Raw genomic sequence first — 25,595 nt, forward strand, 5'->3', positions numbered from 1 at the left:
GGGGAGGTGCCACCACAGAGGGCGGCGGCGGGGCCTTGGCCAATTGCTCCGGCGCGTTCTTCGCGCAGCCAGCCATCACCGCGCACAGCGCTACCGCCGCTACTACCCGTGTCCCTCGCATCACCTTGTCTCCCCGCTCTTCCAGCGGTTCGAGAAATCGTAGCCGGGCCGTGAATAGCGAATGAACGCGTTGCAGCCCCGCTTTGCCTTACGCCAGATCAGTCTCGGGGTTAGGGACGACCTGCTTGCGGAACAGCACCTTGTCCCCGTCGTCAAAGCCGCGCCGCCAGATTACCAGCGCATAGGTGCCAAGGATCGCCGGCACGCCGAACACCAGCTCCATCCATTCGGGCAGCCAGGTGAAGGCATAGCCCACCACCACCGCGGGCGCGGCGGCATAGACCAGGGCCCAACGCCAATTGCTGACGGGCGCTTTGAGCAGATGCTTGAGCAGCAGCGCCTTGACGAGGCTCGACATCGCCAGCGCGATCATCAGCGCGCCCGCTGCGCTGGCCGCCTCGTAGCCCTTGCCGAGGCCATAGGCCTCCGCCCCCTCGATCAGCGCGATGGTGAGCACGGCCTGGAGCGCAATCACTGCCACCGAAATCGCCAGATTGCGCTTCCTCGCGATGTAGACGAGCACGCTTTCCGAGACGACCGCCATCGACGCGGCGACCTCGGCCGCCAGCAGGAACGCCAGCGCGGCCGTGCCCGCGACATAGTCCGGCCCCCACAGGCCCATCACCGCCTCGCCCGGCATCCCCAGCACCAGCGCGATGCCGAGTTGAATCGCGATGATCCAGAACCCGACCTGCCGCACCTGCGCTGCTATGGCGCCCATGTTGCCGATGCGCAGATTCTTGGTGATGACCGGGGAGAGGATCGGCTCGAAACTGGTTTTGAGCTTCTGCGGCAGCGATGCGATCTGCTGCGCGGCGTAATAGATGCCGACCGCTTGCGGGGGTGCGAAAAAGCCGAGAATGAAGATATCGAGCAGCCGCGTGCCGCGCTCGATCGCATCGGCGCCCACCAGCGGGAAGGCGCGGGACGACATGGCGAGCAACGCACGGGCCTCGGGTCGCCAGCCTTTGGGCAGGCCATAGCCGCGCAAAAACGGCCAGAGGGCGGACAGCAGTCCGCAATAAATCGAGGTGATATAGGCCAGCGCCAATCCGCCATCGCGGGTGGCCGGGATGAAGAAGAACGCGCCCGCCCCAATCGCAATCGACCACGGTTCGACAATCGCGCGGGTGCGCACCATTGTGGCGATGTCGTAACGATAGGCCTGGGCGGCGAGCAGGATCTCGGTGACGGCAAAGGCGGGGATCGTGGCGACCAGCCAGATATCCCAGTGGCTGTTGGTCCCATTGGGAAACATCGGCTCGGGGAAGGCGATCAGTAACAGCGCTGCGACACTGGAATAGGCGAGCGCCAGCAGGATTCCGTCATAGACGAGGTTGCTTTCTGCCTCGCGGTTCTCGCCCGCGCCTTCTGACAGGCGCTGCGCCAGCCCGCGCTTTTCGCCCAGCGAGCAGATCAGCGCGACAATCTCGATCACGACCATCGCCGAGGCAAACCGGCCCAGCGACTCCGCTCCATAAAGGCGTGTGGCGATGACGAGGAAGGGGATGCGGGCGATCAGCCGGATGGCAAAGCCCAGCGTATTGGTGCGCCCGCCCTTCGCCAGCTTGGCGATGTCGTCCTGATCGTCAGCCGCCGTGGTCACGCACCGGCTTCCCATTCGGCTTTGAGCGGACGGGCGAGCAGCGTCTGCACCACATCACGCGCCGGAGTTCCGGCGAGCAGATCGGCGACGGCTTTGGTGATCGGCATCTCGATCCCGCGCTCCGCTGCGAGCTGTGCGAGCACGGGCGCGGTGTGCGCGCCTTCGGCCACGGTGCGTTTGTCCGCCAGCGCTTCGGCGGCGCTCATCCCCTGGCCCAAGGCCTTGCCGAGCGAGAAATTGCGGCTGGAGGTGGACGAACAGGTCAGCACCAGATCGCCGAGGCCACACAGACCTGCGATCGTGTCGAAGGTGGCACCATAGGCGGCACCGAACCGCGCCATTTCGGCAAAGCCGCGGGTGATCAGCGCCGCGCGGGCGTTCTGGCCGAGCCCGAGCCCGTCGACCACCCCGCAGGCGATCGCTAGCACATTCTTGACCGCGCCGCCAATCTCCGCGCCGATGACATCGTCGGAGTAATAGGGCCGGAAGGTGGGCCGGGCGAGGGCAGGGGCGAGCCGTTCCCACTGCGCTGCGCCCTCATGGCAGGCGAGCGTCACTGCGGTTGGCAATCCGGCGGCGACCTCATGCGCGAAGGTCGGGCCGGAGAGAACTGCGATGGCGCTACCGAGAGCCGCCTCGCGGGCAACGTCGAACATCATCCGCCCGGTGCCGGCCTCGATGCCCTTGGAGCACAGCACCAGATCGCGCGGGGCTGTGGTGAGGCCCGTCAGCACCCGGCCAAGCACCTGCGCGGGTGTGACCACCAGCACGGTTTCAAGCGCAGCAATCTCGGCCAGATCACCGGTCGCGCGGATGGTGGGGGCGAGGGCGGCGGAGGGGAGGTAAAGCGGATTGCGGTGCTCGGTGTTGATCGCAGTGACCACCTCAGGCTCGAACGCCCACAGCAGCACGTCGCGCCCGTCGCTGGCGAGCATCTGGGCGAGCGCCGTGCCCCACGCGCCTGCGCCAATGACACCCAGAGTTGCGGGCGTGCTCATGCCTTTACTCCTGCGCCGCGCACGGTCTCCGCCGCCGGATCGAGCGGCCAGCGCGGGCGAGCGAGAAAATCGAGGGGGTCACCGGCAAAGACCGCGCCGGACTGCCAGCCTTCCGCTGCGAGCCGCTCGCACCCGGCCCAGGCGATCATGGCCGCGTTATCGGTGCACAGCGCCAGTGGCGGGGCGGTAAAGCGCATGGCGTGTTTGGCGGCGAAGGCTTCCAAGGCGGCGCGCACAGTCCGGTTGGCCGCGACCCCGCCAGCGACGACCAGCGCGGGGAAGGGGCCAGCCCGCTCCAACGCCTGATCGAGACGGTCGATCAGGCAATCGACGGCGGCTTGCTGGAAACTCGCGGCGATATCGGCTGGGTCGTGCGAGCCACTTTCGACAGCCCGCAGCACTGCACTCTTCAGCCCGGCGAAGGAGAAATGCGGTTCGGGCGAACCCTTCAATGGGCGCGGCAAGGGCACCGCTTTCGGATCGCCCTGCAAGGCCAGCCGCTCCACCGCTGGCCCGCCGGGATAGCCGAGGCCGAGAATCTTGGCGGTCTTGTCAAACGCTTCCCCCAGCGCATCGTCGATGGTGGTGGCAAGGCGGCGATATTGTCCCACGCCGTCGACGGCGAGAATCTGGCAATGGCCGCCTGACACCAGCAGCAGCAGATAGGGGAAGGCGAGACCCGCGTCCGCCAAGCGCGGGGAGAGCGCATGGCCTTCGAGGTGATTGACGGCGAGCAGCGGCTTGTCGGACGCCATCGCCAGTGCCTTGCCGCTCACCAGCCCGACCATGACACCGCCGATCAGCCCCGGCCCGGCGGTCGCGGCGATCGCGTCGATGTCGTCAAGACCAATGCCCGCCTCGCCCATCACTCGCGCGATCATCGGAGCGAGCCGTTCGGCATGGGCGCGGGCGGCGATTTCGGGGACGACCCCGCCATAGGGCGCGTGCTCGGCCTCCTGACTGGCAATCGCTTGCGCAACAATCGTCCCATCGCCGCGCACCAGCGCAACGGCGGTTTCATCGCAGCTGGATTCGATGCCCAAAACCAGCGGGGGCACGATGCTAGTATCAGAGGTGTGCGTGACCGATCCCATCCCGCTTCCATCTAGACTTTGTGAAGGCTAGAGCAAGCATAGCTATGACTGAAACTGAACGAACCGCTCCCCGCCTGCGACTTGGAACGCGCAATTCCCCTTTGGCTATGGCGCAGGCGGTCGAGACCCGGGCGCGCCTGTGCGCCGCCCACGGCTGGAGCGAGGACGCGGTTGAACTCGTCCCTGTGCTCGCCAGCGGCGACAAGGTGCTTGATCGCCCCCTGTCGGAAATCGGCGGCAAGGCGCTGTGGACCAAGGAGTTGGACCAATGGCTGGGCGAGGGTCGGATCGACCTGTCGGTCCACTCGGCCAAGGATGTCGAGACGATCCGCCCCGACACGTTCCATTTCCCCGCCTTCCTGCCGCGCGCGGACCGGCGCGATTGTCTGGTGGGGGCGGCGAGCATTGCTGCGATCCCCGAAGGCGCCGTGGTCGGCACCAGTGCCCCGCGACGGGCGGCGCAGCTTTTGAACCTGCGCCCCGATTGCAAGGTGGTGACCTTCCGCGGCAATGTCGCAACCCGATTGGCGAAATTGCAGGCGGGGGAGGCTGATGTGACCTTCCTTGCCGCGGCCGGATTGGAGCGTCTGGGCCAGAGCGCGGTTGGCGCGCCGCTCGAACAGGATGAATGGATTCCGGCCGCTGCCCAAGGCGTGATTGCGATCGAATGCCGCGCCGATGATGCGACAACAACTGCGCTACTGGCCGCCATCGACCATGCGCCGACGCGCGCGGAACTCGAAGCCGAGCGCGCTTTGCTCGCCGAACTCGGCGGCACCTGCCATTCGCCGGTTGCGGTGCTGTGCTCGCCTGCCGATGGCGCGCTTGTGATGCGCGCGGCGCTGTTCAGCCCGGACGGCGCCGAACGGATCGAGGGCACGGCCAGCTTCGCGCCCGGTGACCATGCTGCGGTCAAAGCGCTCGCTGCCGAATTGCTCGCCCGGGCCACGCCGGCGATTGCCGCGCATTTCCGCAAGGCCGGATGAGCTTCCATCTGCTCGCGCTGCGCCCGCAGCCGGGGCTTGACGCGACGCTCGCCAAGGCCCGCGCCATGGGTCTTGCGATCACCGGGCTGGCCCTGTCCGAAATCCGCGCCGTTGCATGGGATTGCCCTGATCCGGCAGGCATCGATGGCCTGCTGATCGGCAGCGCCAATGCCATTCTCCACGGCGGGGAGAACCTCGCCTGCCTCACCACCAAGCCGGTCTATGCCGTGGGCGAGGCCACCGCCGCTGCCGCGCGCGCGGCCGGGTTCACGGTCGCCATGACCGGGAGCGGGGGGCTGCAAGGCGTGCTCGATGCCATCGCTCCGCCCTGCCACCTGCTGCGCATCGCGGGGGAGGAGCACGTCCCGCTCACTCCGCCTGACGGCGTTACCTTTGCCGAGGTGATCGCCTATCGCAGCGTTCCCCTGCCGCTTGATCCGGTCACACCATTGCTGACGGACGATGAGGCGCTGGTGCTGCTCCATTCCGCCGCCACGGCGCGCCATTTTGCCGAGGAATGCGACCGGCTCGGCGTGCCCCGCGCGCGCATCACGCTCGCCGCGCTCGGCCCGCGAATCGCCGCTGCGGCGGGCGCGGGATGGGCCGCGGTCCACATCGCACCGCAGCCGGATGAAGCTGCCGTGTTGCAATTGGCATTTGACTTGTGCGGCGAGCCGCGCTCCATTCCGCCCGGCTTGTCCGGACAGCCGTAAGAACGGCGCTGGCGAGTGGGAACAGACGGTCGCAAAAAGAACGGATCACGATGGCAACTGAGCCCGGATCATCGCCATTAGACATTCCGCCCAAGCCCAGGACGGGCCGGGCGCTGATGCTTGCCGCCTTCGCCGCGTTCATCGCGGGCGGAGCGTTGGTGGGCTGGGTGATGTGGTACAATCTCCAGCCCGGTCGCCCCGGAGCGCCGCGCCCTGACGTGGTGGCCGAAGCGGGGACAGGAGCCGGATCTGCGGCCCAGACGCCGCTCACCGCTAAGCCAACCCCGATGGCCGCGACCGAAAAGGCGGTCGAGCGGGTGGCCGAACAGCAGGGCGGCCTCGATCAACGTCTCGCCGCTGCCGAACAGCGCCTGACCCAGCTCGATCTGCAAGCGCAAGCCGCCGCCGGCAATGCTGCGCGGGCCGAAAGCCTGCTGATCGCCTTTGCCGCCCGCCGCGCGGTCGAACGCGGGGCGGAGCTTGGCTATCTGTCGGATCAACTGCGCCTGCGGTTTGGCGACCAGTGGCCCAATGCGGTCAGCACCATCATCGAATTTTCCCGCAATCCGATCCGCCTCGACAGTCTGGTCGCGCGGCTCGAAGGGCTGGGGCCGCAGTTGCGCGATAGCAGCGAGGGCCCGTCATGGGCCGCGTTCCAGCGCGAGGTTGGCCAATTGTTCGTGTTCCGCCGCGAAAGCACCCCCTCGCCGCAGCCGCAGCGCCGGTTGGATCGAGCGCGCTGGGCCTTGGAACAGGGCCGCTACCGCGCCGCGATTGACGAAGTGAAGGGGATGCCCGGCGCCAGCAAGGCCGACGCTTGGATCGCGGACGCCGAACGCTATCGCAAGGCGATGGAAGCGATGGAAGTGATCGAAACCGCCGCCGTGCTCGACCAGCGCGGACTGCGCGACGGGGCGGGCAATCCGGTCCGGCAGCTGAGCCCGCTGATCAGGCCGTGAACGCACCTTCCGTCCCTCCCCGTTCGCTTGCGAATGGGGAGGTGGCAGCCCGCCTTGGGCGGCTGACGGAGGGGTTCTTCTTCGCGTTTGACCCCTCCGTCAGCGCGTTCCGCGCTGCCACCTCCCCATCCCTTCAGGACGGGGAGGAGCGTAGGCCAACCTAGGCCCGCAAAATCTCAGGCAAGTCCCCGGAAACCCCGCGCGCTTCGTCCATGAAGAAGCTCTTGAGCATTGGCGTGCGTTGCACCGCTGCCATGCCGAGCCGCCGCACAGCCGATGCAGCCTTGCCCGGAACGCCGAACAGCCGGGTCAACCCATCGGTCGCCAGCGCCACCATGAAGCTGTCGAGCCCGCGCCACGTCTCGTAGCGCTTGAGCAGTTCGGGGTCGCCCGGATCGAGGCCCAGCCGCGCGCCATCGGCCAGCACTTCGACCAGCGCACCGACATCGCGCAGGCCGAGGTTCAACCCCTGGCCCGCAATCGGGTGGATGCCGTGGGCCGAATCGCCGATAAGCGCGAGGCGTTCGGCCGTGATCTTGGCGGTGTGATGGAAACCCAAAGGCCAGCTTGACCGGTGGCCGACGGTTTTCACCTTGCCCAGCACGCCGCCCATCCGCTTTTCAACCTCGGCGAGGAACGCGCGGTCGCCGAGCTTCATCACGCCCGCGCCGTCCGCCTCGGACACGGTCCACACCAGCGAGGAGCGGTGCGTGCCGTCCGCATCGTCGTTAAGCGGCAGCAGTGCAAACGGGCCAGCGGGGTAGAAGATTTCCCACGCGACATTGCCGTGCGGCTTCTCGTGCGTCAGCCCGGCGATGATCGCGCGGTGCTTGTAATCCCACTTGGCGATCGAAATGCCCGCCTGATCGCGCGTGGGAGACTGGCGGCCCTCCGCCGCGATCATCAGTCGGCCTTTGAGCTTCTGCCCGTCTGCCAGCACGGCGGCGACGCCATATTCGCTGCGCTGACGCTCTGTCACGTTGGCCTTGGCGACCCAGTTGATCAGCGGTTCCTTGGCAGCCGCTTCAAACAGCGCGAGCCGCAAGCGGCGGTTTGGGAACATCCGCCCCAGTGTGCCGCCGCCTTCACCGGGGACGAAGTCGAGCCGCCCGGGCTTGTTCTGATCGGTCACCGCGATCGCGGCGATGTCGCAGGCGAATTGATCGAGCCCTTCGGCAATCCCGATATTCTCGAACAGGTGCCAGCTCGCGGTCGAGATCGCGGTGGCGCGGTCATCAAAGCCTTCGGCGGTGAGTTCGGCGGGATCGGCGCGGTCGATCACGTGGCTCGACATCCCCTTCTTCGCCGCCGCCAGCGCCAGCGTCATGCCGACGAGCCCGCCGCCCAGGATCACCAGATCGCGCGTATTGTCTGTCATTGCTGTCACGTCTCGCGCTCCGATTGCGAAGTATGGTGGTGAAGCCTAGAGGGTAGCCCGTGCCGCACGCAAGATTCTTCCCGTCCATCATCCGACAATTCGCTGCATGGGTGCTTGCGCTGGCCGCAAGTCTGATGCTGGCAGGGGCGGGCTTTGCGCAAGCAGCAGCGCCGCAGCCCGCGCGCGGCGGGCCGATTATCGGGTCCGACAAGATCGCGGTCGCGCTCTACGCCGATGGCGCTCCGACCGAGGGCGAGGAATGGATGCTGGCGCTGCGCTTCACGCCGAGCGCGAGCGAATGGCACGGCTATTGGTCCAACCCCGGCGACGCAGGGCAGGGGATGCGCCTGTCGCTGAACCTGCCGCCCGACTGGGAAGTGGGCGAGGCGCGCTATCCGGTGCCCAAGCGGCTGCTGATCAGCGGGCTGATGAACCACATTTACGAAGGCCCCTACACCGTGCTGGTGCCGGTGGTGCCGGGGCCGAGCGTGAAGAGCTTTGCCGGAACTCAGGTCGAAGGCACCATCGAATATCTCGCCTGCACCGATGAGATCTGCGTGCCGCAGGCGGCTGCGTTGACGGTGCAAGCTGGGGGCGATTTTGCGCGCTGGCGGGCTGCCGTCGCGCCGCTGATCGACGCCAAGGCGCAGTTCGCGATCACCGGCAAGACCCTGCGCATCGCGATTCCCTTGCCCGCCAGTGTCGGCCTGACCGATCCGCATGTGTTCATCGCCAACGACCGTCTGGTCGCCTACTCTGCGCCGCAAACCTTCCGCCGGGCAGGCGATGTGCTGGTCGCCGAAATTCCGCTCGACGAATACGGGACGGGCAAGGCCGCGACAGTCAGCGGCATCCTTGCCTTTGGCGAGGGCAGCGGCGTGCGCTTTGAAGCCGCCCTCGGCTCAGTGCCGGTCGGCGGCGAGGTCATCGCTGGCGCACAGAATGCATCCGTCCCGCCGCTATGGACGCTGATCCTCGGCGCGCTGGTGGGCGGTTTGCTGCTCAACATAATGCCCTGCGTCTTCCCGATCCTGAGCCTGAAGGCGATCGCGCTCGCCCGTGCCGGTGAGAGCGAGGCCAAGGCGCGGGCCGAGGGGCTCGCCTATACTGCTGGCGTGGTGCTGGCCTGCGTCGCGTTGGGCGCGCTGCTGCTGGCCTTGCGCGCAGCGGGCGAGCAGGTGGGATGGGCGTTCCAGTTGCAGGAGCCGGGCGTGGTCGTCGCCTTGCTGGTGTTGGCAGCGGCGATCACGGCGAACTTTGCCGGATTGTTCGAGCTGCCGACGATCTCCATGAGCATGGGGGGCGAGCGCACCGGCGCGTTCGCCACCGGGCTGCTTGCCGCCTTCGTGGCGACACCCTGCACGGGCCCCTTCATGGCGGCGGCGCTGGGTGCGGCACTGTTGCTGCCGGTGCCCCAAGCTTTGCTGCTGTTCGCGCTGCTGGGGCTGGGGCTGGCCCTGCCATTCCTGCTGCTCGGCTTCGTGCCGCCGCTGCGCCGGCTGCTGCCCAAGCCCGGCGCGTGGATGGAGCGGTTCCGCCGGATCATGGCGATCCCGATGGGGCTGACCGCGCTCGCGCTGCTGTGGCTGACGGTGCAGCTGGGCGGTCGGCCCTTCGGCCTCATCGCGCTGGTGCTGGTCGTGGGCGTGCTCCTCGGGCTGTTCGTGACCGGCAAGCTGCAACGCGGCGGCAAACTGGCATGGCCCGCCTTCGGCCTCGTCGCCGCCCCGTTCCTCGCCTTCGCGGTGATCGCCCTGCCTTCGGTCTATGAAGCCAAGGGAGCCGAGGCCAAGGCCAGCATCCACGATCCGCAGACCTTCAGCCGCGATGCGCTGGCCAAGGCCCGCGCGTCGGGCAAGCCGGTGTTCCTGTGGTTCACCGCCGATTGGTGCGTCACCTGCAAGGTCAACGAAGCCAGCTCGATCGAGCGCGAGAGCGTGCGCGAGGCCTTCGTCAAAGCGGGCGTGGTGCCGATGGTGGGTGACTGGACAGTGCGCGATCCCGAGATCACCGCCTTCCTCACCGAACAAGGCGCAGCGGGCGTGCCGCTTTACCTGTGGTATGCGCCGGGGGCAGCCAGCCCGCAGCAATTGCCGCAGGTGCTTACACCGGAATTGCTTGCGCGACAGGCATCAGGGAACCGGTGACGGCTCTGGGGTCGGCGGCGTGAACAGCTCCAAAGCGATCGGCGCGTTTTCGCGCGCCTCGTTGCGGCATGTGGTGACAAGCTGCATCGGCAGCGGGCTGGGGTTGAGCCGCACCAGCCCTGCGCCCGGCACCGTTACGGTCGCCTCACGCTCGGGCTTCAGCGCATCCCATTCGCGGGTCAGAGCGGGCACTTCGCCCTGCCACAGCACGCGCCCCCCAACCGCGGTCGCATCGACCGGGAAGCGCCCGATCCAGCCATTCCCGATCAGCGCCAGCAGCGCGGCGGCACCCTCGTCCGCTGGCGCATGGCGGGTGATCCTGAGGCGCGCTTCGGGCTTGGCGGGGTCAAGGCATTCAAGCGCCAGCAGAACTGGTTGACCGGGGACGCCATAGACCAGCCGCAGCGGCTTGGCCGTGCTCGCCCAGACCGCATCGGTCGTATCGGGCGAGGGCAACGGGGCGGACGGCCCAGCGGTCGGTGCGAGCAGAGACACGCGCGCTACGGCGGCATCGGTCGGGGGCGGCTTGCACGCGGCCAAACCGGCCGCGCCCGCAAGCGCGGCGCATAACGCCAGGTGGCGGATCATCGCGCGCGGATGAACGCGCGGATATCGGCCGAAAGCTTCGCGCGATCCTCGTCGCGAATATACATCATGTGCCCGGCGTCGTAATATTTCCACGTGATGCGGTCCTGCGGGATCCCGTAGCGCTTCAACGAATATTCCGCCCCGAAGAAGGGCGTGGCGAAATCGTAATAGCCTTGCGCGTTGAACAGGCGCAGCTGCGAATTCTGCCGCAGCGCCTGCCCGATCAGCGGTGCGACGTTGAGATAGGCCGCCCGACCCGAACCGTCGAGGCTCCAGTCCCAGTTGCGCCCCGGCTCGCGACCGATTGCCTGATATTCGCGATCAGTCTTGTATCCCAACGTTTCGCGCGCCCAGCTGTTGATCGCGGCGGTGTAGCCCGCATCGATGCCGTAGAAGCTCGGATCATTGTCCGGCGTCTCGCCCGCATTGTCGTAATCGGTCCCCGTGTAGCGCGAATCGAGCCGGCCCACGGTCAGCCCGCGATCGCGCAGCAATTCCTTGTAGAACCGCTGGTCGGTGACGCGCAGGTTGGCTTGGTCGAGATATTCTTCCGACAGGCCGGTGAGGCGCGACAATTCTCTGCGAACGCTCGCGCGTTCCTCGGCGGGCAAGTCCTGTCCCTTGAGCAGTGCGGTGGCAAACGGCCCGATCGCAAAGCGGCGCGCTTCCTCCGCCACCGCTTCGACCGAAGCGCCTTGCACCTTGCCGTGATAAAAGGCGGTGGTCGCCATGTTGGGCAGAGTGACGACATAGGCCATCTCGTTGCCGGGAGTCGTATCCTCAGCCCCGAAATCAAGGATGGTCGAGACGAGGATCAACCCGTTGAGGCCGACGTCGTTATAGGTGCTGCCTTCCAGCTCGTCCGCGACCATCGCGGTGCGGGTGGTGCCGTAGCTTTCGCCGCCGAGGAACTTGGGGCTGTTCCAGCGGCCATTGTCATTGATCCAGCGCCGGATCACCGTGGCAACGGCGCGGCCATCCTGACGCAGGCCGTAATACTTCTTGGGATCGGTGCCTGGGGTGAGGTGGCTGAAACCCGTACCTGGCGGGTCGATAAAGACGAGATCGGCGACATCGAGCAGGCTCTCCGGGTTGTCGACCAGCGGATAGGGCGGCGCGCCATCGTCTTTGGCGTCCGAGGGAATTGCGACGCGCTTTGGCCCGAAGGCACCCATCTGGAGCCACACCGAGCCCGAGCCCGGCCCGCCATTGTAAATGAAGAACACCGGGCGCGACGGGTCCATCGGGGTTTTCACATAGGAGGTGGTGACGATCACCGCCTCGGCCTTGCCCGCCTCGTCCGCCAGGATCGTGTCGGCGATAGTCGCGCGATAGGCGATGCGTTGCCCGCCGAAGGTGCCGGCAAGATCGCGGGTGCGCACCTGCGCAGCGGGCGCGGGTTTGGCGGCGGCCTCAGCCTTGGGCGCGTCCTGCGCGGCGGTGGGAAGGGCGAGGGCGAAGGTGCTGGCAGCGGCCAGCGCGGCGAGGAATCGGGCGTTCATGGCGGTGAGGGTTGGCAGGGTTGGGGACGGGGTTCAAGCATCCCTCAAGCCTTGCCACCAAACTTAATTCCGTATGTCAGGCAGCGCGCGGTTGGATACGCTCCAACTCCCCATTGAGCGCGCGCTTGGCCGTGCGGAGATCTGCGCTAGTCTGAAGCCTCAGGAAAAACCCCTCAGACATCCGGAAGTAGCGCGAGAGGCGCAGGTCGAGTTCGCCGTCGATGCGAGTTTTGCCGTCGATCATCGCTTGCAAGCGCGCGGGGTCAACCGAGATGGCTTGGGCCAACGCAGGCGTATCGAGCTTCAATGGCTCCATAAACTCCGAAACCAGCATTTCGCCCGCGTGCGGGATGTGCAGCCAGTCCGATGTGTCAGTGGTAGTCGACGATTTCGACATCGTATGCACTTCCGTTGTTCCAGCGGAAACATATACGCCATTTCATGTTAATTGAAATGGAATGCTGACCGGCGCGGTCGCGCTCCAGTTCATGCAAGCGGTTGCTCGGCGGGAGCTTGAGGTCGTCGAGCGTGTCGGCAGCGTCGATCATGTTGAGCTTCGCCAGCGCGCGCTGCTGAATGTCTGCAGGCAGCTTGCGGCTAAGGCTGCCTGACCAGAGGCGTTCGGTCTCAATGCAGGAAAAAGACTGGATCATGGCTGCCTCGGTTAAGTGCAGCCAATCAGTAATCAGGCAAATTTCTTTCGTGCAACAGTTTGATTTTAAAAAAAATGAAATTTTCCTGTTGACTGCCTTCTAACCCGCAGCGTGCTTCGCGGTACAATTTACTGGCTACGTATAACTCTTGTGGAGAACTACGGCTTCCCGCCCATCCGCTTCGCCCGCACCTTCCCATACCGCGTCTTCCGCGTCCCTGGCTTGCCTTCGTTGCTCCGCCCCACAATCGGTGCGCGCTTGTCCTTGTCGGGGATGCCGAGCTCGTCTGCTTCCAGCCGCCGGATTTCGTCGCGCAAGCGGCCCGCTTCTTCGAACTCCAGGTTCGCCGCCGCATTGCGCATCCGCTTTTCGAGGTCTTCGATGTAGCTGCGCAGATTGTGCCCGACGAGGTTGTTGCGCTCCGGATCGCCGGTATCCACCAGCACAGAATCCTGCGCGGCGGAATGCGCGACAATGTCGTGGATGTTGCGCTTGATCGTGGTCGGCGTGATGCCGTGTTCGGCGTTGTAAGCCTCCTGCTTCGACCGGCGGCGGTCGGTCTCTGCCAGCGCGCGCTCCATGCTGCCGGTGATGCGGTCGGCGTAAAGGATCACGCGGCCATCGACGTTGCGCGCCGCGCGGCCGATGGTCTGGATCAGCGAGGTTTCGCTGCGCAGGAAGCCCTCCTTGTCCGCATCGAGGATCGCCACCAGCCCGCATTCGGGAATGTCGAGGCCTTCGCGCAGCAGGTTAATCCCGATCAGCACGTCATAGACCCCGAGCCGCAGATCGCGGATCAGCTCGATGCGCTCCAGCGTCTCGACGTCGGAGTGCATGTAGCGCACCCGTACCCCGGCTTCGTGCATGAACTCGGTGAGGTCTTCAGCCATCCGTTTTGTCAGCGTGGTCACCAGCGTTCGGTAGCCGAGTTTGGCGGTGGCTTTGCACTCGACGATGCAGTCCTGCACCTGATCTTCGACCGGGCGGATTTCGACCGGGGGGTCGATGAGGCCGGTGGGACGGATCACCTGTTCGGCGAAGACGCCGCCGGTCTGCTCCATTTCCCAGCTGCCGGGCGTCGCGGAGACCGCAAAGGTCTGGGGCCGCATCGCGTCCCATTCGTTGAAGCGCAAGGGCCGGTTGTCGATGCAGCTCGGCAAGCGGAAGCCATATTCGGCCAGCGTCAGTTTGCGGCGGTGGTCGCCCTTGGCCATCGCGCCGATCTGCGGCACGGTCTGGTGGCTTTCATCGACGAACAGCAGGGCGTTTTCAGGGAGGTATTCGAACAAGGTCGGCGGCGGTTCGCCCGGCAGGCGCCCGGTGAGGAAGCGCGAGTAGTTCTCGATCCCGGCGCAGCTGCCGGTGGCCGCGATCATCTCCAGATCGAAATGCGTGCGCTGTTCCAGCCGCTGGCGTTCGAGCAGCTTGCCCTCGGCCTCCAGCTCCTTGAGCCGTTCCTCTAGCTCGAACTTGATCGCCGCCGCCGCCTGCTTCATCGTCGGCCCCGGCGTCACATAGTGCGAATTGGCATAGACCCGCACCTTTTCCAGCTTTGCACCCTTGGTGCCTGTGAGGGGATCGAATTCGGCGATCTCCTCGATCTCGTCGCCAAAGAAGCTGATGCGCCATGCCATGTCCTCATAGTGTGAGGGGAAGATTTCGAGGCTGTCGCCGCGCACCCGGAAATTGCCACGGGTGAAGCTTGCATCGTTGCGCTTGTATTGCAGCGCGACCAGCTTGCGGATCAATTCGCGCTGGTCGACCGTCTCGCCCAGCTTGATGTCGAAGATCATCGCCGAATAGGTTTCGACCGAGCCGATCCCGTAGAGACACGACACCGACGCCACGATGATCACATCATCGCGTTCCAGCAGCGCGCGGGTGGCCGAGTGGCGCATCCGGTCGATTGCTTCGTTTACGCTGGATTCCTTCTCGATATAGGTATCGGAGCGCGGCACGTAGGCTTCGGGCTGGTAGTAGTCGTAGTAGCTGACGAAATACTCGACCGCGTTTTCGGGGAAGAAGCTCTTGAATTCGCCATAGAGCTGCGCGGCGAGGATCTTGTTGGGCGCGAGGATCAGGGCAGGGCGCTGAAGTGTCTCGATCACCTTCGCCATCGTGAAAGTCTTCCCGCTGCCGGTCACCCCGAGCAGAACCTGCGTCTTCTCGCCCGCGAGCGCGCTTTCGGTCAGTTCCTTGATCGCGGTCGGTTGATCGCCGGCCGGCTCGTATTCCGACACCAGCTTGAACGGGATGCCGCCCATCGACTTGTCGGGGCGTTGGGGGCGGTGCGGGGTGAAGTCCGCGCCCGTTTCGGGCTCGTCCAGTCCGCGGCGGATCACGAGTTGGGCCATTTTATTGTTATGGGGAACAAAGCAGGGACGTGCAAGGACGCTCCCAAGCACCTGCGCGCTTTTCGTAACGCGATTTGCTGCTAGATCGGTTATCACCGCGTAACGCAGGAGGAGACGACAACATGAAGCGCATCACCATTCTCGCCGCAGCCGGTGCGGCGCTGCTTGTCGGTTGTTCCGGCGGTAAGACCGATGCCGACGGCGATGGCGAAATCAGCGCCAAGGAAGTCGCCGACAAGGCCCAGGCTGAAGGAATCAAGCCGCAGCCCGGGCTCTACAAGGCGACCATCACCATGACCGGTATCGACGTTCCGGGAATGCCTGCCGAAATGAAAGGCCACGGGGCCGGCGCGACCACCACCAGCGAAGATTGCCTGACGGCTGAAGACGTCGACAAGGGTTTCGAGGAATTGGTCAAGAAGGGCCAGAATGGCGAGTGCGCCTATGAAAGCTTCAACCTCAACGGCGGCAAGCTCGACGCGGTGATGGTCTGCAAGACCCCCGAGGGCGAAGCGCGCATGTCCATGACCGGGACCACCACCCCCACCTCGTCCGAATACAACGCCAGCACCAAGATGAACTTCGAAGGCATGGGCGAAGGCACCATGAGCTTCAAGGTCAAGCACGAGCGGATCGGTGACTGCCCCGCGAAGTAAAACGCCGTAATGCGCGTTTCCTTTGTTACACTTCAGGGAACATTAATCGGTTTCGCTCTTTAAACTGTCACATGACACCGCAGCGCTTCGTTCCTGAGCTTTCACGCCTGCCGTCCCCGCTGGTTGCAGCGGCGACGGCTGCGGGCGCGCAGGCGAAGCAGGCCTATGCTGCGACGGCGATGGCCCGGCGGGTCGCGCTCGCGCGGGAAGCCTGCCCCGAGGAATTCGAAGCGGGCAAGCCGCGCCTCATGCGCTTGCTGGGCGAAGCCGACGTGCTGCTCGAACCGCTGCGCCGCGCCAAGCGCAAGCCTGCCGCCGTAGCCACCGCCAATCCACAGGTGGCAATGATCATCCCCGGCTTTGGCGCCAGTCCGCTGCGGATGCGCTACCTTGCGCGGCAGCTCGAAAGCGCGGGCCATGTGGTCAAGCGCTGGGGGCAGGGCCGCAATTGGGGCCCCGATCCCGTCCGCTTCGACCAGATCGAGGCGCGCTTGCTCGAACTGCACGAGCGCCACGGGCGCCCGGTCGTCCTAATCGGCTGGAGCCTCGGCGGGCTCTACGCGCGCGAGATTGCCAAGCGTCAGCCGCAGGCGGTCGCCAAGGTCGTCACGATGGGCTCGCCCTTTTCAGGGAGCCCGCGCGCGAACAATGTGTGGCGCGCCTACCAGTTCATCACCGGCCATTCGGTCGATGCCCCGCCGGTCGAGGCCATGCTCGCGGTCAAGCCGCCGGTCGAAACGGTCGCGCTGTGGAGCGCCAATGATGGCGTGATTGCTCCGCGCTGCGCGGCAGGGCGTCCGGGCGAGCGTGACCGCGCGATCCCGCTGCGCTGCACGCACATGGGCTTCACCTATGATGCGCAGGTAATCGCGACCCTGCTCAGCGAGCTCGAATCTACCCGCATCTGACGCTTTTTCGGCGATCTTGCGCAAACTGACATGGCCGCTTTCCTTTTGTGAAAGGCCGGTTAGATTGTGCGCTGCACCTAAGGGCAATAGGCCCTGATACAGCGTGCGGGGGCCAATGAACGCGGGTAGCAGCAATTTCGACGAGATGTTCGATAGCGATGGCCGGACCCGGCCCGCCTATGCCGAATATTGTCGCTGGTATAACGAGCAGCCGCCCGAATTCCTGCGCCGCAAGAACCGCGAGGCGGATGACAGCTTTCGCCGCACCGGCATCACCTTCAATGTCTATGGCGAGGATGCGGCGGAAGAGCGCCTGATCCCGTTCGACATGGTGCCGCGGATCATCACCGCGAGCGAGTGGCGCAAGCTGTCGCGCGGGATCGAACAGCGCGTGCGGGCGCTCAATTCCTTCCTCTATGATCTTTACCACCGGCAGGAAATCGTCCGCGCCGGGCGTCTGCCAGAGCGTTTGCTGCGCACCAATGATGCCTGGCTCGCCAACATTGTCGGCTTCACGCCGCCGGGCGGGATTTACACCCACATCGTCGGGATCGACCTCGTTCGCACCGGGCCGGACGAGTTCTTCGTGCTGGAGGACAATGCGCGCACGCCATCGGGCGTCTCCTACATGCTCGAAAACCGCGAGACGATGATGGGGATGTTCCCCGATCTGTTCAGCCGGGTGGCGGTGGAGAGTGTGTCGAATTACCCGCGCCGCCTTGCCCGCAGCTTGGCCGCGTGCGTCCCGCCCGCCTTTACGGGTGGCAAACCGACCGTCGCGGTGCTGACGCCGGGGATCTACAACTCGGCCTATTTCGAACACGCCTTCCTCGCCGACCAGATGGGTGCCGAATTGGTAGAGGGCAGCGATCTGCGCGTGGTGGGCGGCCGGGTGCAGATGCGCACCACGCGCGGCTACCAGCCGATCGACGTGCTCTATCGCCGGGTCGATGACGACTATCTCGATCCGCTGACCTTCAACCCCGATAGCGCGCTCGGTGTGCCGGGGATCATGGATGTGTACCGCGCGGGCGGTATCACCATCGCCAATGCGCCCGGCACCGGGGTCGCCGACGACAAGGCGATCTACAGCTTCATGCCGGAAATCGTCGAGTTCTACACCGGCGAAAAGCCCCTGCTGCCCAACGTCCAGACCTGGCGCTGCGCGGACAAGGACGCGCTTGGCTACGTGCTCGACAATCTGGCTGAACTGGTGGTCAAGGAAGTGCACGGATCGGGCGGCTACGGGATGCTGATCGGACCAACCTCCTCCAAGCGCGAGATCGAGGCGTTCCGCGCCAAGCTGGTTGCCCGGCCCGAGAATTACATCGCCCAGCCCACGCTCGCGCTGTCGACCTGCCCGATTTACACCGCCAAGGGTCTCGCCCCCCGGCACCTTGATCTCAGACCCTTCGTGCTGGTCTCGCCCGAGGGGATCGACATCACGCCCGGCGGGCTCACGCGCGTGGCGCTGAAGAAGGGGTCGCTGGTGGTGAACTCCTCGCAGGGCGGGGGCACCAAGGACACCTGGGTGTTGAAGGACTGATGGTGGGGGACGCATCATGCTAGGCCGCACCGCCAATGGGCTGTTCTGGATGTTCCGCTACCTTGAGCGGGCCGAGAACACCGCACGCCTGCTCGAAGCCGCGCTGCGCATGGCGCTGACCCGCGATCTGGCCACGGCGGAAGCGGAATGGCGCTCGGTGATCGCGACGCTGGGTCTGAGCAAGGCCTATGAGGCGCTGCACGAGAGCTATGACGGGATGCAGGTCTGGAACTTCGTCCTGCGCGGACCGTCCAACCCCGGCAATGTCCGGCTGATGTTCGGTGCGGTCCGGTCGAACGCTCGGACAGCCCGCACCAATATCTCGTCCGATGTCTGGGAAGCGGTCAACGAAAACTGGATGAAGCTCGACGCGCTGCTCGCCCGCCCCGTGGGTCAGGCAGGCGTGGGCGAAGTGCTGGCCGCGATCCGCCGCGCCGGCACGCAGGTTCACGGCGCTTTCGACGGTTCGATGCTGCGGGACGAAGGCTACCACTTCAGCCGCGCGGGCACCTTCATCGAGCGCTCGGATTCGACCGCGCGCATTCTCGACATGAAGTATTTCCTGCTGCTGCCTTCGCTGTCCTATGTCGGATCGAGCCTCGATACCGGGCAGTGGGAACAGGTGCTGCGATCGGTCGCGGGGGCACGGGTCTATAGCTGGCTCAATGCCGGGCAGATCGAAGCGCGCGGGATCGTAGAATTCGTGGTGCTTGATGATCGCTTCCCGCGCAGCCTCGCTTTCTGCCGCAATGCCTTGCGCGATTGTCTGGGCGCGCTGGCGCGGATGCACGGGGTTGAGGGGCGCGCCGTTGCCCTGATGCGGGATTCTGACACCCGGATCAGCCACCTGTGCGTCGACCAGATCTTCGAGCAGGGGCTGCACGAATTCCTCGTCGATTTCCTGTCCCGCAACGCCAGCATCAGCCAGGCCATCGCTGAGGATTACCGGTTCCACGCATGAGCAAGCTGACTCTCTCGATCCGGCACACCACCCATTATGCCTTCACGCAGCCGGTGGTTCACGCGCTCCAACGGCTGCGCCTTACGCCAAAGGAAACGCAGGGCCAGCGCATCGTCGACTGGCGCATGACCTTCGACAACGCCCATGCCGAGCTGCAATATGACGATCAGCATTTCAACCACGTCACCCTGATCGGATTGGAGCCGGGCGCGCGTGAGGTGACGGTGACCTGCGAAGGCGTGGTCGAGACCGAGGACAATGCCGGGGTGATCGGCCGCCATTCGGGCCACTTGCCCTTGTGGAGTTTCCTGCGTCAAACCCCGCTGACCCGCCCCGGCGCCAAGCTGCGCGGCTTGCTGCGCGAGGTGCAGGGGCCAGCGGACAAGGCGCCGCTCGAATTTCTTCATTCCCTGTCCGATCTGATCCGGGGACGGATCACTTACGAAGCGGGGCGCACCCATTCCGGCACCACGGCCGAGGAAGCGGTGATCCACGGCTTTGGCGTGTGTCAGGACCACGCACATATCTTCATCGGTGCCGCTCGCGCGAACGGCATTCCGGCGCGCTATGTCAGCGGCTACCTGATGATGGACGACCGCATCCAGCAGGAGGCGACGCACGCCTGGGCCGAAGCCCATGTCGAAGGGCTGGGCTGGGTCGGCTTCGATGTGTCGAACGGGATCAGCCCCGATCCGCGCTATGTCCGCGTGGCGACGGGGAGCGATTACCGCGATGCCGCGCCTGTCACCGGCATCAGCTTTGGCGGGGCGGCCGATGAGGTGCTGACTGTGGGCGTCGCGGTTGAGGCGAAACCTTCGGCCGGGCAATCGCAGAGCCAAAGCCAGAGCCAGGGCCAGTCGACGCAATAACCGAAAAGCCGGGGCGCAGGCTTTGCGCCGAAGCGTGCCACGCGCTAGGGCGCGGAGCACGAAGGCTCAGGCCATAGGGTAGGGGCAGGGGAGGATGACGGCATGACCTATTGCGTTGGCATGGTGCTTGAGAAAGGCCTCGTGCTGATGAGCGACACCCGCACCAATTCGGGCGTCGACAACATCTCGACCTTCCGCAAGCTGTTCCACTGGAGTGTGCCGGGCGAACGCATGATCGCGGTGATGACGGCGGGCAATCTTGCGACCACGCAGGCGGTGATCAGCCAGCTGGAGGAACGCACCAAGGCGCCGTCCGAGCGTGACAACGCCCTGCTCAAGGGGCCGACCATGTTCCAGGTCGCGACCGAGATCGGGCGGTTGCTGCGCACCACCATCGAAAGCGCGCAGGCCGTCAACGGCGAAAGCGGCAAGGGGCGCTTTACTGCGACCATGATCGTGGCCGGGCAGATCAAGGGAATGCAGCCGCGCCTGTTCATGATCTATCCCGAGGGCAATTTCATCGAAGCGAGCTGGGACACGCCCTTCTTCCAGATTGGCGAGACCAAATATGGCCGCCCGATCCTGATCCGCGGCTATGACCGGGACATGAGCTTTGAAGACGCGGTCAAGCTGCTGATGGTGAGCTTTGATTCGACGCTCAAGGCAAACCTTTCGGTCGGCCTGCCGCTGGATCTGCTCGTGATCGCAAAGGACGGATTTGTCGCCAGCCACGAACATCGCGTGACGGCCGAGGATGCCTATTTCGACACGATTTCATCGGGCTGGGGCAATGCGCTGCGATCGGCTTTCCACTCGCTCCCATCCTATCGCTTCAGCGATGATGCCTAGGCCTTTTTGCCTGATATAGCTCCGATATGGAGATAAATAAGCTATATAAATCAATGATATTTTGAATTTAGGGAATTGTAGATTCTCCGGATTGGCGGTGCTTTTGCGTGTATCTTGCAAGGGGATGGCGCAGACATCCTTGCATGACACGCAAACTATCCCTCCACATCGTCGATTCCTGCAGCCGCCAACGCGCAGAACTGGCCCGGGTGGGCTTTGCGCTGGGGCACCATTGCGAAGTGTACGGGGATCTCTCCGAACTCGCCGTGCACCCGCCGCGTGTCGGGATCATCATCGCCCGCGACACGGTTGAGGAAGGCGGGGTGGGCATCATCCTTGACCGGTTGGGTCGGCTCGGCATCTGGTTGCCGATGATCGCGGTCGATGTGCAGCCGCGTCCCGGCCGGATCGTCGAGGCGATCAAGGCTGGCGCGCTGGATTACCTCGCCCTTCCGCTCGATCCCGAACGCTTCCAGCGCTGCCTTATGCGGATCGAGAAGGAAGCCGAACAGTTCGCCATCGCTCGCCGCCGGATGATCGAAGCGCGCGACCGGATTTCGACCCTCTCGGCGCGGGAGCGTGAGGTTCTCGATTGGCTGGCGGAGGGCAGCAGCAACAAGGTCATTGCTCGCGAACTCGACATCAGCCCGCGCACGGTCGAAATCCACCGGGCGAATATGATGACCAAACTCGGCGCTCGCCATGCGGCAGAAGCGGTGCGGTTGAAACTGGAGGCGAGGCTGGAGCCGAAGCGGCGGGCCTAGGGCCAGAGCAGGTTTCTCCTCAAGCGGACACGGCGCTGTTGGTTCAGCAGGCCGGGGCCGCGAGACCTTTTGTGCATCAGCGGCAGAATGTCGCGCCGGTGCCCTCAAGGTGGAAGTGATCTTCGTGCGCGGCGTTGTATTCGGGGCCGAGCACGGTGCCGAAGCGCTTGCACGCGCTCTTGTGCACGATCCGCAGGAATTCGCGCGTGGCCGCATCGCCGCCGTCCCAGTCGCGCTTCAGCACGATCCGCCGCCCGTCTGCCAGCACAAAGGCCGAGACGTCGATCGCCTCGGCGCGGGCATGGGCCGAGCGACGCTCGCTCCCGGCGACATTGCGGCAGGCGTAGCTGCCCATCGTCTCGATTTTCGCGACCGGGCTGCCGAGCAGCTGACGCGCGGCGCGGTCCACGCCGAAGCGAGCCCAATCGCCGAACGCCTTGGCGACGCTGCACCGCACCGGCCCCAAGTTGCTGAGGGTGAGCGGCGCGCGGTCTCCCGCCAGCGCCATCAACTGCACTGTGCCGAGCTTGTTGCAGCCCGGCGCGGCATAGGTATCAGGGAGAGGATCGAACCGCGCCCCGCTCGCACCCAAGTCGGCGAGGCAGCGCGCATCTTCAGCGCGCGGGACATAGCTTTGCGGGGCCGAGGCCACCGGAACTTCGGGACGGGCCGATGCGCGCGTGCTTTGGCTGGCGTTGCCCGGTGCAGCGCCGCTGCCACCGCCGGGGATCAGCGATCCGCATCCCGTGAGTGCGAGTGCGGCTGCCGCCAGTGTCCATCCGCGAATCTTGCCCTTGGCCTCCATAGCTAAGGAGTATCTCGCAGAAATGGTTAACAGGCCGGAAACGAGGCCGGATCGGCGACGATTTGCGGCAGGCTATGAGTTTGATGCAGGCGGCCACCCGCGTCAGGGCAGTTCGTCAGCGACCTGTTCCCACAATTCGATCTTCACCCCATCGGGATCGAGCAGCCAGGCAAACTTGCCATAGCCTTCGTCCGCTTCGCCGAGGATGTCTGCTCCTCTCGCGCGCAGCACCGCGACAAAGCCGTCCAGATCGTCGACCCGCAGGTTGATCATGAAGCCGCCGGTGCCCGGCTGGATATAGGCGTCATCAGTGAAGTGGCTGATGAGCGAATAGGGGTTCGCGCGCGGCTCCCCCGCCCAGGCGAGTTGCGGGCCGTAGGGGCCGTCGATCCCCAGCATCTCACGATACCATGTGCGCGAGACTTCAGGGTCGCGCACCACATAGAACACCCCCCCGAGCCCGGTGACACGGGGAGAGGTGTCGCTCATGCCTTCGCGCCTTCGCGCATGGTGCCCGTCATCCCGCTCACCAGCACGATCGCCAGGAGTGACGCGGCAAAGCCCGGGACGATTTCGTAGAGGCCGGGGCCGCCGCCCAGCGCAGAGGGCAATGCCTTGTTCCAGCCGAGTGCAATCCATCCCGCGACCACACCTGCGCCCGTTACCAACCCGGCAATTGCGCCCGCGCCGGTCATGCGGTTCCAGGTCAGCGCCAGCAGGATCAGCGGGCCGAACGCCGCGCCAAAGCCCGCCCAAGCGTTGGAGACGAGGCCGAGCACTTCGCTTTCCGGATCGGCGGCAATCACCATTCCCGCCGCTGCAACCAGTGCCACGCTCAGCCGCCCGATATTCACCGCCTCGGCTTCGGACGCATTGCGGCGCAGGAACAGGCGGTAGAAATCTTCCGTCAGTGAGGAGGAGGACACCAGCAGCTGCGATGAAATCGTGCTCATGATCGCGGCCAGCAGCGCGGCATAGAGGAAGCCGGTCACTGCCGGGTGGAACAGCAGGTTGGCAAGGATGATGAAGATCGTCTCGGGATCCTCGACCACCAGCCCGTTGGCCTGAGCATAGGCGCGCCCCGAAAGCCCGACGATCACGGCCCCGGCCAGCGAGATCACCATCCAGATCATGCAGATCCATCCGGCCGTTGGCACGTTCTCCACTTTGTCGATGGCCATGAAGCGCACGATGATATGCGGCTGACCGAAGTATCCCAGCCCCCATGTCACGGCGCTGATGATGCTGATGAGCGTCGCTCCCTGGGTCAGGCTGAGAAAGCCGTCCTGCGGTACGGCCGACAATTGCACGGCCGTTTCGCTGCCGAAGAAGATCACCAGCGGCATCACCACCAGCGCCACCATCATGATCATGCCTTGCACGAAATCAGTCAGGCTGACTGCGAGGAACCCGCCGATCATGGTGTAGACCAGCACGATCCCGGCGGTGATGAAGATGCCGAGCATGTAATCGCTGAGGCCCGTGTCCGGCAGCACCCCGGCAAAGGCCGTCGCGAACAGCTTGCCCCCGCCGACCATTCCGCTCGCGGTATAGACGGTGAAGAAGCCGACGATGATCACCGCCGAGATGACGCGCAGCAAGGTCCCGCTATCAGGGAAGCGGTTGGCGAGGAATTGCGGGATTGTGAGCGCATCGCCCAGTCGCTCGGTCTGTTCGCGCAGGCGCGGGGCGACGATGATCCAGTTGAGCGCCGCGCCGACTGTCAGCCCGATGGCGATCCACGCCTCGACCAACCCGCTGGCAAACAGCGCGCCCGGTAGCCCAAGCAGCAGCCAGCCCGACATATCGGAGGCCCCCGCGCTCAAGGCGGCGACCGAGGGCGTAAGGCTGCGTCCGGCAAGCAGATAGCCTGAACTGTCCTTGACCGTTTTGCGCCAGGCATAAACCCCGATGCCGAGCATCAGGGCGAAATAGATAGCGAGCGAGCCGAGAGTGAATGGGTTCATGGCGCGCAGGCCTAACAAGCGCCGCCGCCAATGGCCACCCATCCGGCCAAGTTTCCCCATGGGAGTCAGCCTGCGGGCGAGCGCGAAAACCGCCAGCCCATTTCATCGCAATTTACGCACATCTCTCCGCCCAAATGACGTGGCCGCAAGATGGATCGCGCGAAAACTAACTCATGAGTTAGAAACAATATCGGAATTGCGACAGAGAGCATCGGCAATTGAAATAGGTTGCAAAAAGTTCATTTCCGAATCCGGAGTTTTCAATAATGTCGCTACGTTACTTCACCCCGGCAGTTGGTATAACTGCATTGCTGCTTTCGTCTGCTGCCTTTGCGCAGGAAGATGAACGCTACTTTAACGGCCCATACATTTCCGGATCGATTGGTCTTGAATCTGTTGAGGATGGTCGCAGCGATACGATCGTGTTCGACACCGATCAGGACGGCGCATTCAATGACAACGTGAATACGGCGGCAGGTGCCAACGCTTTCTCGCCGGGCTTCTGCGCCGGCACGCCGGTCAGCGCGGCGGCTGCGGGTTGCCGCGGCAATCGCCAGAACGAAGGCTATGCCGTTCGCGTCGGCTATGACCAGCACTTCGGTGACAGCCCGTTCGTCGCAGGCATCCTGGTCGAAGGCGCGCGTCCGGGCGTGGAAGAATTCACGACCGGCTTCAGCACCACCCCGGCGTCCTACACCTTCGGGCGTGAGATGGATTGGGCCGTGACTGCGCGTGCCCGTCTCGGCATCTCGCCGGGCGAAGGGCGCGGCCTGTTCTATGCCACCGGCGGCGCAGGTTATGCCCGCATCGACCACTCGTTCAGCACCAGCAATGGCGCCAATTCTTTCACGCCCGACAACGAGCGTGACTGGCAGTTCGGCTGGCAGGCCGGCGGCGGCGCTGAAGTGATGCTGACGCGCAACCTCGGCCTCGGGATCGAGTATCTCTACTCGCGCTTCAACGATGACGATTATGTCGTCGCCGTGGGCCCGGGCACTGCGCCTGCGACCAACCCGTTCCTGCTGGAATCGGGCGGCACCGATATGCGTCTGTCGAACGACAAGTTCGATTACCACGCGCTTCGCGCATCGGTGAACCTGCGGTTCTAATCCGCCGCTTTGGCTTCGGCTGAAAAAATAACCCCGCGCGAGGTCATCCTCGCGCGGGGTTAT

Annotated in this window: 24 protein-coding genes; 12 read left to right on the forward strand and 12 right to left on the reverse strand. The window is 65.1% G+C overall.

Annotation, left to right across the window (positions count from 1 at the left end; all coding sequences use genetic code 11):
- Window positions 1-208 precede the first annotated feature (208 nt).
- Genes GVM20_RS15225 through tsaD form a run of 3 tightly spaced genes read right to left on the reverse strand, consistent with a single transcriptional unit; the run spans window position 209 to window position 3,818 of the window.
- Entirely contained in the window at window positions 209-1,741 is a 1,533-nt protein-coding gene (locus GVM20_RS15225; RefSeq protein ID WP_166548045.1) for a lipopolysaccharide biosynthesis protein, read from the reverse strand.
- Window positions 1,723-2,724, reverse strand: a complete 1,002-nt coding sequence (locus tag GVM20_RS15230; RefSeq protein WP_166548046.1) for an NAD(P)H-dependent glycerol-3-phosphate dehydrogenase — start codon at window positions 2,722-2,724, stop codon at window positions 1,723-1,725. Before GVM20_RS15230 ends, GVM20_RS15225 begins: the two co-directional genes overlap by 19 nt.
- The gene (gene tsaD / locus GVM20_RS15235; protein WP_166548047.1) at window positions 2,721-3,818 is read right to left on the reverse strand and encodes a tRNA (adenosine(37)-N6)-threonylcarbamoyltransferase complex transferase subunit TsaD; all 1,098 of its coding nucleotides are present in this window, start codon (window positions 3,816-3,818) and stop codon (window positions 2,721-2,723) included. Before tsaD ends, GVM20_RS15230 begins: the two co-directional genes overlap by 4 nt.
- Before the next feature lie 44 nt (window positions 3,819-3,862).
- Here tsaD and hemC point away from each other — a divergent pair, with 44 nt between their 5' ends.
- Genes hemC through GVM20_RS15250 form a run of 3 tightly spaced genes read left to right on the forward strand, consistent with a single transcriptional unit; the run spans window position 3,863 to window position 6,476 of the window.
- Entirely contained in the window at window positions 3,863-4,804 is a 942-nt protein-coding gene (hemC, locus tag GVM20_RS15240) for a hydroxymethylbilane synthase (RefSeq protein WP_166548048.1), read from the forward strand.
- A complete protein-coding gene (locus GVM20_RS15245) occupies window positions 4,801-5,517 on the forward strand; it encodes a uroporphyrinogen-III synthase (RefSeq protein WP_166548049.1) in 717 nt (238 codons plus the stop codon). Before hemC ends, GVM20_RS15245 begins: the two co-directional genes overlap by 4 nt.
- A gap of 50 nt (window positions 5,518-5,567) precedes the next feature.
- The gene (locus tag GVM20_RS15250) at window positions 5,568-6,476 is read left to right on the forward strand and encodes a hypothetical protein (protein WP_234032056.1); all 909 of its coding nucleotides are present in this window, start codon (window positions 5,568-5,570) and stop codon (window positions 6,474-6,476) included.
- Between the two features lie 160 nt (window positions 6,477-6,636).
- On the opposite strand, the gene GVM20_RS15255 is transcribed toward GVM20_RS15250, so the two are convergent.
- Window positions 6,637-7,854, reverse strand: a complete 1,218-nt coding sequence (locus tag GVM20_RS15255; RefSeq protein ID WP_166548050.1) for a UbiH/UbiF/VisC/COQ6 family ubiquinone biosynthesis hydroxylase — start codon at window positions 7,852-7,854, stop codon at window positions 6,637-6,639.
- Between the two features lie 59 nt (window positions 7,855-7,913).
- Between GVM20_RS15255 and GVM20_RS15260 the strand changes: the two genes are divergently transcribed.
- Complete coding sequence (locus tag GVM20_RS15260) at window positions 7,914-10,001, forward strand: protein-disulfide reductase DsbD family protein (protein WP_353653176.1); 2,088 nt, start codon at window positions 7,914-7,916, stop codon at window positions 9,999-10,001.
- On the opposite strand, the gene GVM20_RS15265 is transcribed toward GVM20_RS15260, so the two are convergent.
- The 5 genes from GVM20_RS15265 to uvrB all read right to left on the reverse strand — a co-directional run bounded on the left by GVM20_RS15265 (window position 9,987) and on the right by uvrB (window position 15,098).
- A complete protein-coding gene (locus GVM20_RS15265) occupies window positions 9,987-10,589 on the reverse strand; it encodes a hypothetical protein (RefSeq protein WP_166548051.1) in 603 nt (200 codons plus the stop codon). The genes GVM20_RS15260 and GVM20_RS15265 overlap by 15 nt on opposite strands.
- A complete protein-coding gene (locus GVM20_RS15270; protein WP_166548052.1) occupies window positions 10,586-12,091 on the reverse strand; it encodes a S10 family peptidase in 1,506 nt (501 codons plus the stop codon). Before GVM20_RS15270 ends, GVM20_RS15265 begins: the two co-directional genes overlap by 4 nt.
- Window positions 12,092-12,167: 76 nt before the next feature.
- The gene (locus GVM20_RS15275; RefSeq protein WP_166548053.1) at window positions 12,168-12,488 is read right to left on the reverse strand and encodes a HigA family addiction module antitoxin; all 321 of its coding nucleotides are present in this window, start codon (window positions 12,486-12,488) and stop codon (window positions 12,168-12,170) included.
- Window positions 12,463-12,744 carry a type II toxin-antitoxin system RelE/ParE family toxin gene (locus tag GVM20_RS15280; protein ID WP_166548054.1) on the reverse strand — a complete coding sequence of 94 codons (282 nt, stop codon included), beginning with the start codon at window positions 12,742-12,744 and terminating at the stop codon, window positions 12,463-12,465. Before GVM20_RS15280 ends, GVM20_RS15275 begins: the two co-directional genes overlap by 26 nt.
- Window positions 12,745-12,902: 158 nt before the next feature.
- Window positions 12,903-15,098, reverse strand: coding sequence for an excinuclease ABC subunit UvrB (uvrB, locus tag GVM20_RS15285; protein ID WP_166548055.1), 2,196 nt, complete (start codon window positions 15,096-15,098; stop codon window positions 12,903-12,905).
- 122 nt (window positions 15,099-15,220) lie between these two features.
- On the opposite strand from uvrB, the gene GVM20_RS15290 reads away from it, so the two are divergent.
- From GVM20_RS15290 to GVM20_RS15320, 7 genes are all read left to right on the forward strand, one after another.
- On the forward strand, window positions 15,221-15,754 hold the full coding sequence (locus GVM20_RS15290) for a DUF3617 domain-containing protein (RefSeq protein ID WP_166548056.1): 534 nt from the start codon (window positions 15,221-15,223) through the stop codon (window positions 15,752-15,754).
- A gap of 71 nt (window positions 15,755-15,825) precedes the next feature.
- Window positions 15,826-16,662, forward strand: coding sequence for an esterase/lipase family protein (locus tag GVM20_RS15295; RefSeq protein ID WP_166548057.1), 837 nt, complete (start codon window positions 15,826-15,828; stop codon window positions 16,660-16,662).
- Window positions 16,663-16,777: 115 nt separating this feature from the next.
- Window positions 16,778-18,208 (forward strand): circularly permuted type 2 ATP-grasp protein, encoded by a 1,431-nt coding sequence (locus GVM20_RS15300; protein ID WP_166548058.1) that lies wholly within the window; start codon window positions 16,778-16,780, stop codon window positions 18,206-18,208.
- A gap of 16 nt (window positions 18,209-18,224) precedes the next feature.
- Window positions 18,225-19,169: an alpha-E domain-containing protein gene (locus GVM20_RS15305; RefSeq protein ID WP_160761459.1), complete on the forward strand. Its 945-nt coding sequence runs from the start codon at window positions 18,225-18,227 to the stop codon at window positions 19,167-19,169.
- 5 nt (window positions 19,170-19,174) lie between these two features.
- Window positions 19,175-20,038: a transglutaminase-like domain-containing protein gene (locus tag GVM20_RS15310; protein ID WP_166548077.1), complete on the forward strand. Its 864-nt coding sequence runs from the start codon at window positions 19,175-19,177 to the stop codon at window positions 20,036-20,038.
- 102 nt (window positions 20,039-20,140) lie between these two features.
- Window positions 20,141-20,887 (forward strand): proteasome-type protease, encoded by a 747-nt coding sequence (locus tag GVM20_RS15315; RefSeq protein ID WP_166548059.1) that lies wholly within the window; start codon window positions 20,141-20,143, stop codon window positions 20,885-20,887.
- Between the two features lie 143 nt (window positions 20,888-21,030).
- Window positions 21,031-21,651, forward strand: coding sequence for a response regulator transcription factor (locus GVM20_RS15320; RefSeq protein WP_166548060.1), 621 nt, complete (start codon window positions 21,031-21,033; stop codon window positions 21,649-21,651).
- Window positions 21,652-21,727: 76 nt separating this feature from the next.
- On the opposite strand, the gene GVM20_RS15325 is transcribed toward GVM20_RS15320, so the two are convergent.
- From GVM20_RS15325 to putP, 3 genes are all read right to left on the reverse strand, one after another.
- On the reverse strand, window positions 21,728-22,456 hold the full coding sequence (locus tag GVM20_RS15325; RefSeq protein WP_166548061.1) for an extensin family protein: 729 nt from the start codon (window positions 22,454-22,456) through the stop codon (window positions 21,728-21,730).
- A 102-nt stretch (window positions 22,457-22,558) separates the two neighbouring features.
- Window positions 22,559-22,945, reverse strand: coding sequence for a VOC family protein (locus GVM20_RS15330; protein WP_166548062.1), 387 nt, complete (start codon window positions 22,943-22,945; stop codon window positions 22,559-22,561).
- Window positions 22,942-24,423, reverse strand: coding sequence for a sodium/proline symporter PutP (gene putP / locus GVM20_RS15335; protein ID WP_166548063.1), 1,482 nt, complete (start codon window positions 24,421-24,423; stop codon window positions 22,942-22,944). Before putP ends, GVM20_RS15330 begins: the two co-directional genes overlap by 4 nt.
- Before the next feature lie 266 nt (window positions 24,424-24,689).
- On the opposite strand from putP, the gene GVM20_RS15340 reads away from it, so the two are divergent.
- The gene (locus GVM20_RS15340) at window positions 24,690-25,532 is read left to right on the forward strand and encodes an outer membrane protein (RefSeq protein WP_166548064.1); all 843 of its coding nucleotides are present in this window, start codon (window positions 24,690-24,692) and stop codon (window positions 25,530-25,532) included.
- Window positions 25,533-25,595 lie beyond the last annotated feature (63 nt).

Source organism: Porphyrobacter sp. SLTP, assembly GCF_009905735.1.
Taxonomy (GTDB): Bacteria; Pseudomonadota; Alphaproteobacteria; order Sphingomonadales; family Sphingomonadaceae; genus Erythrobacter.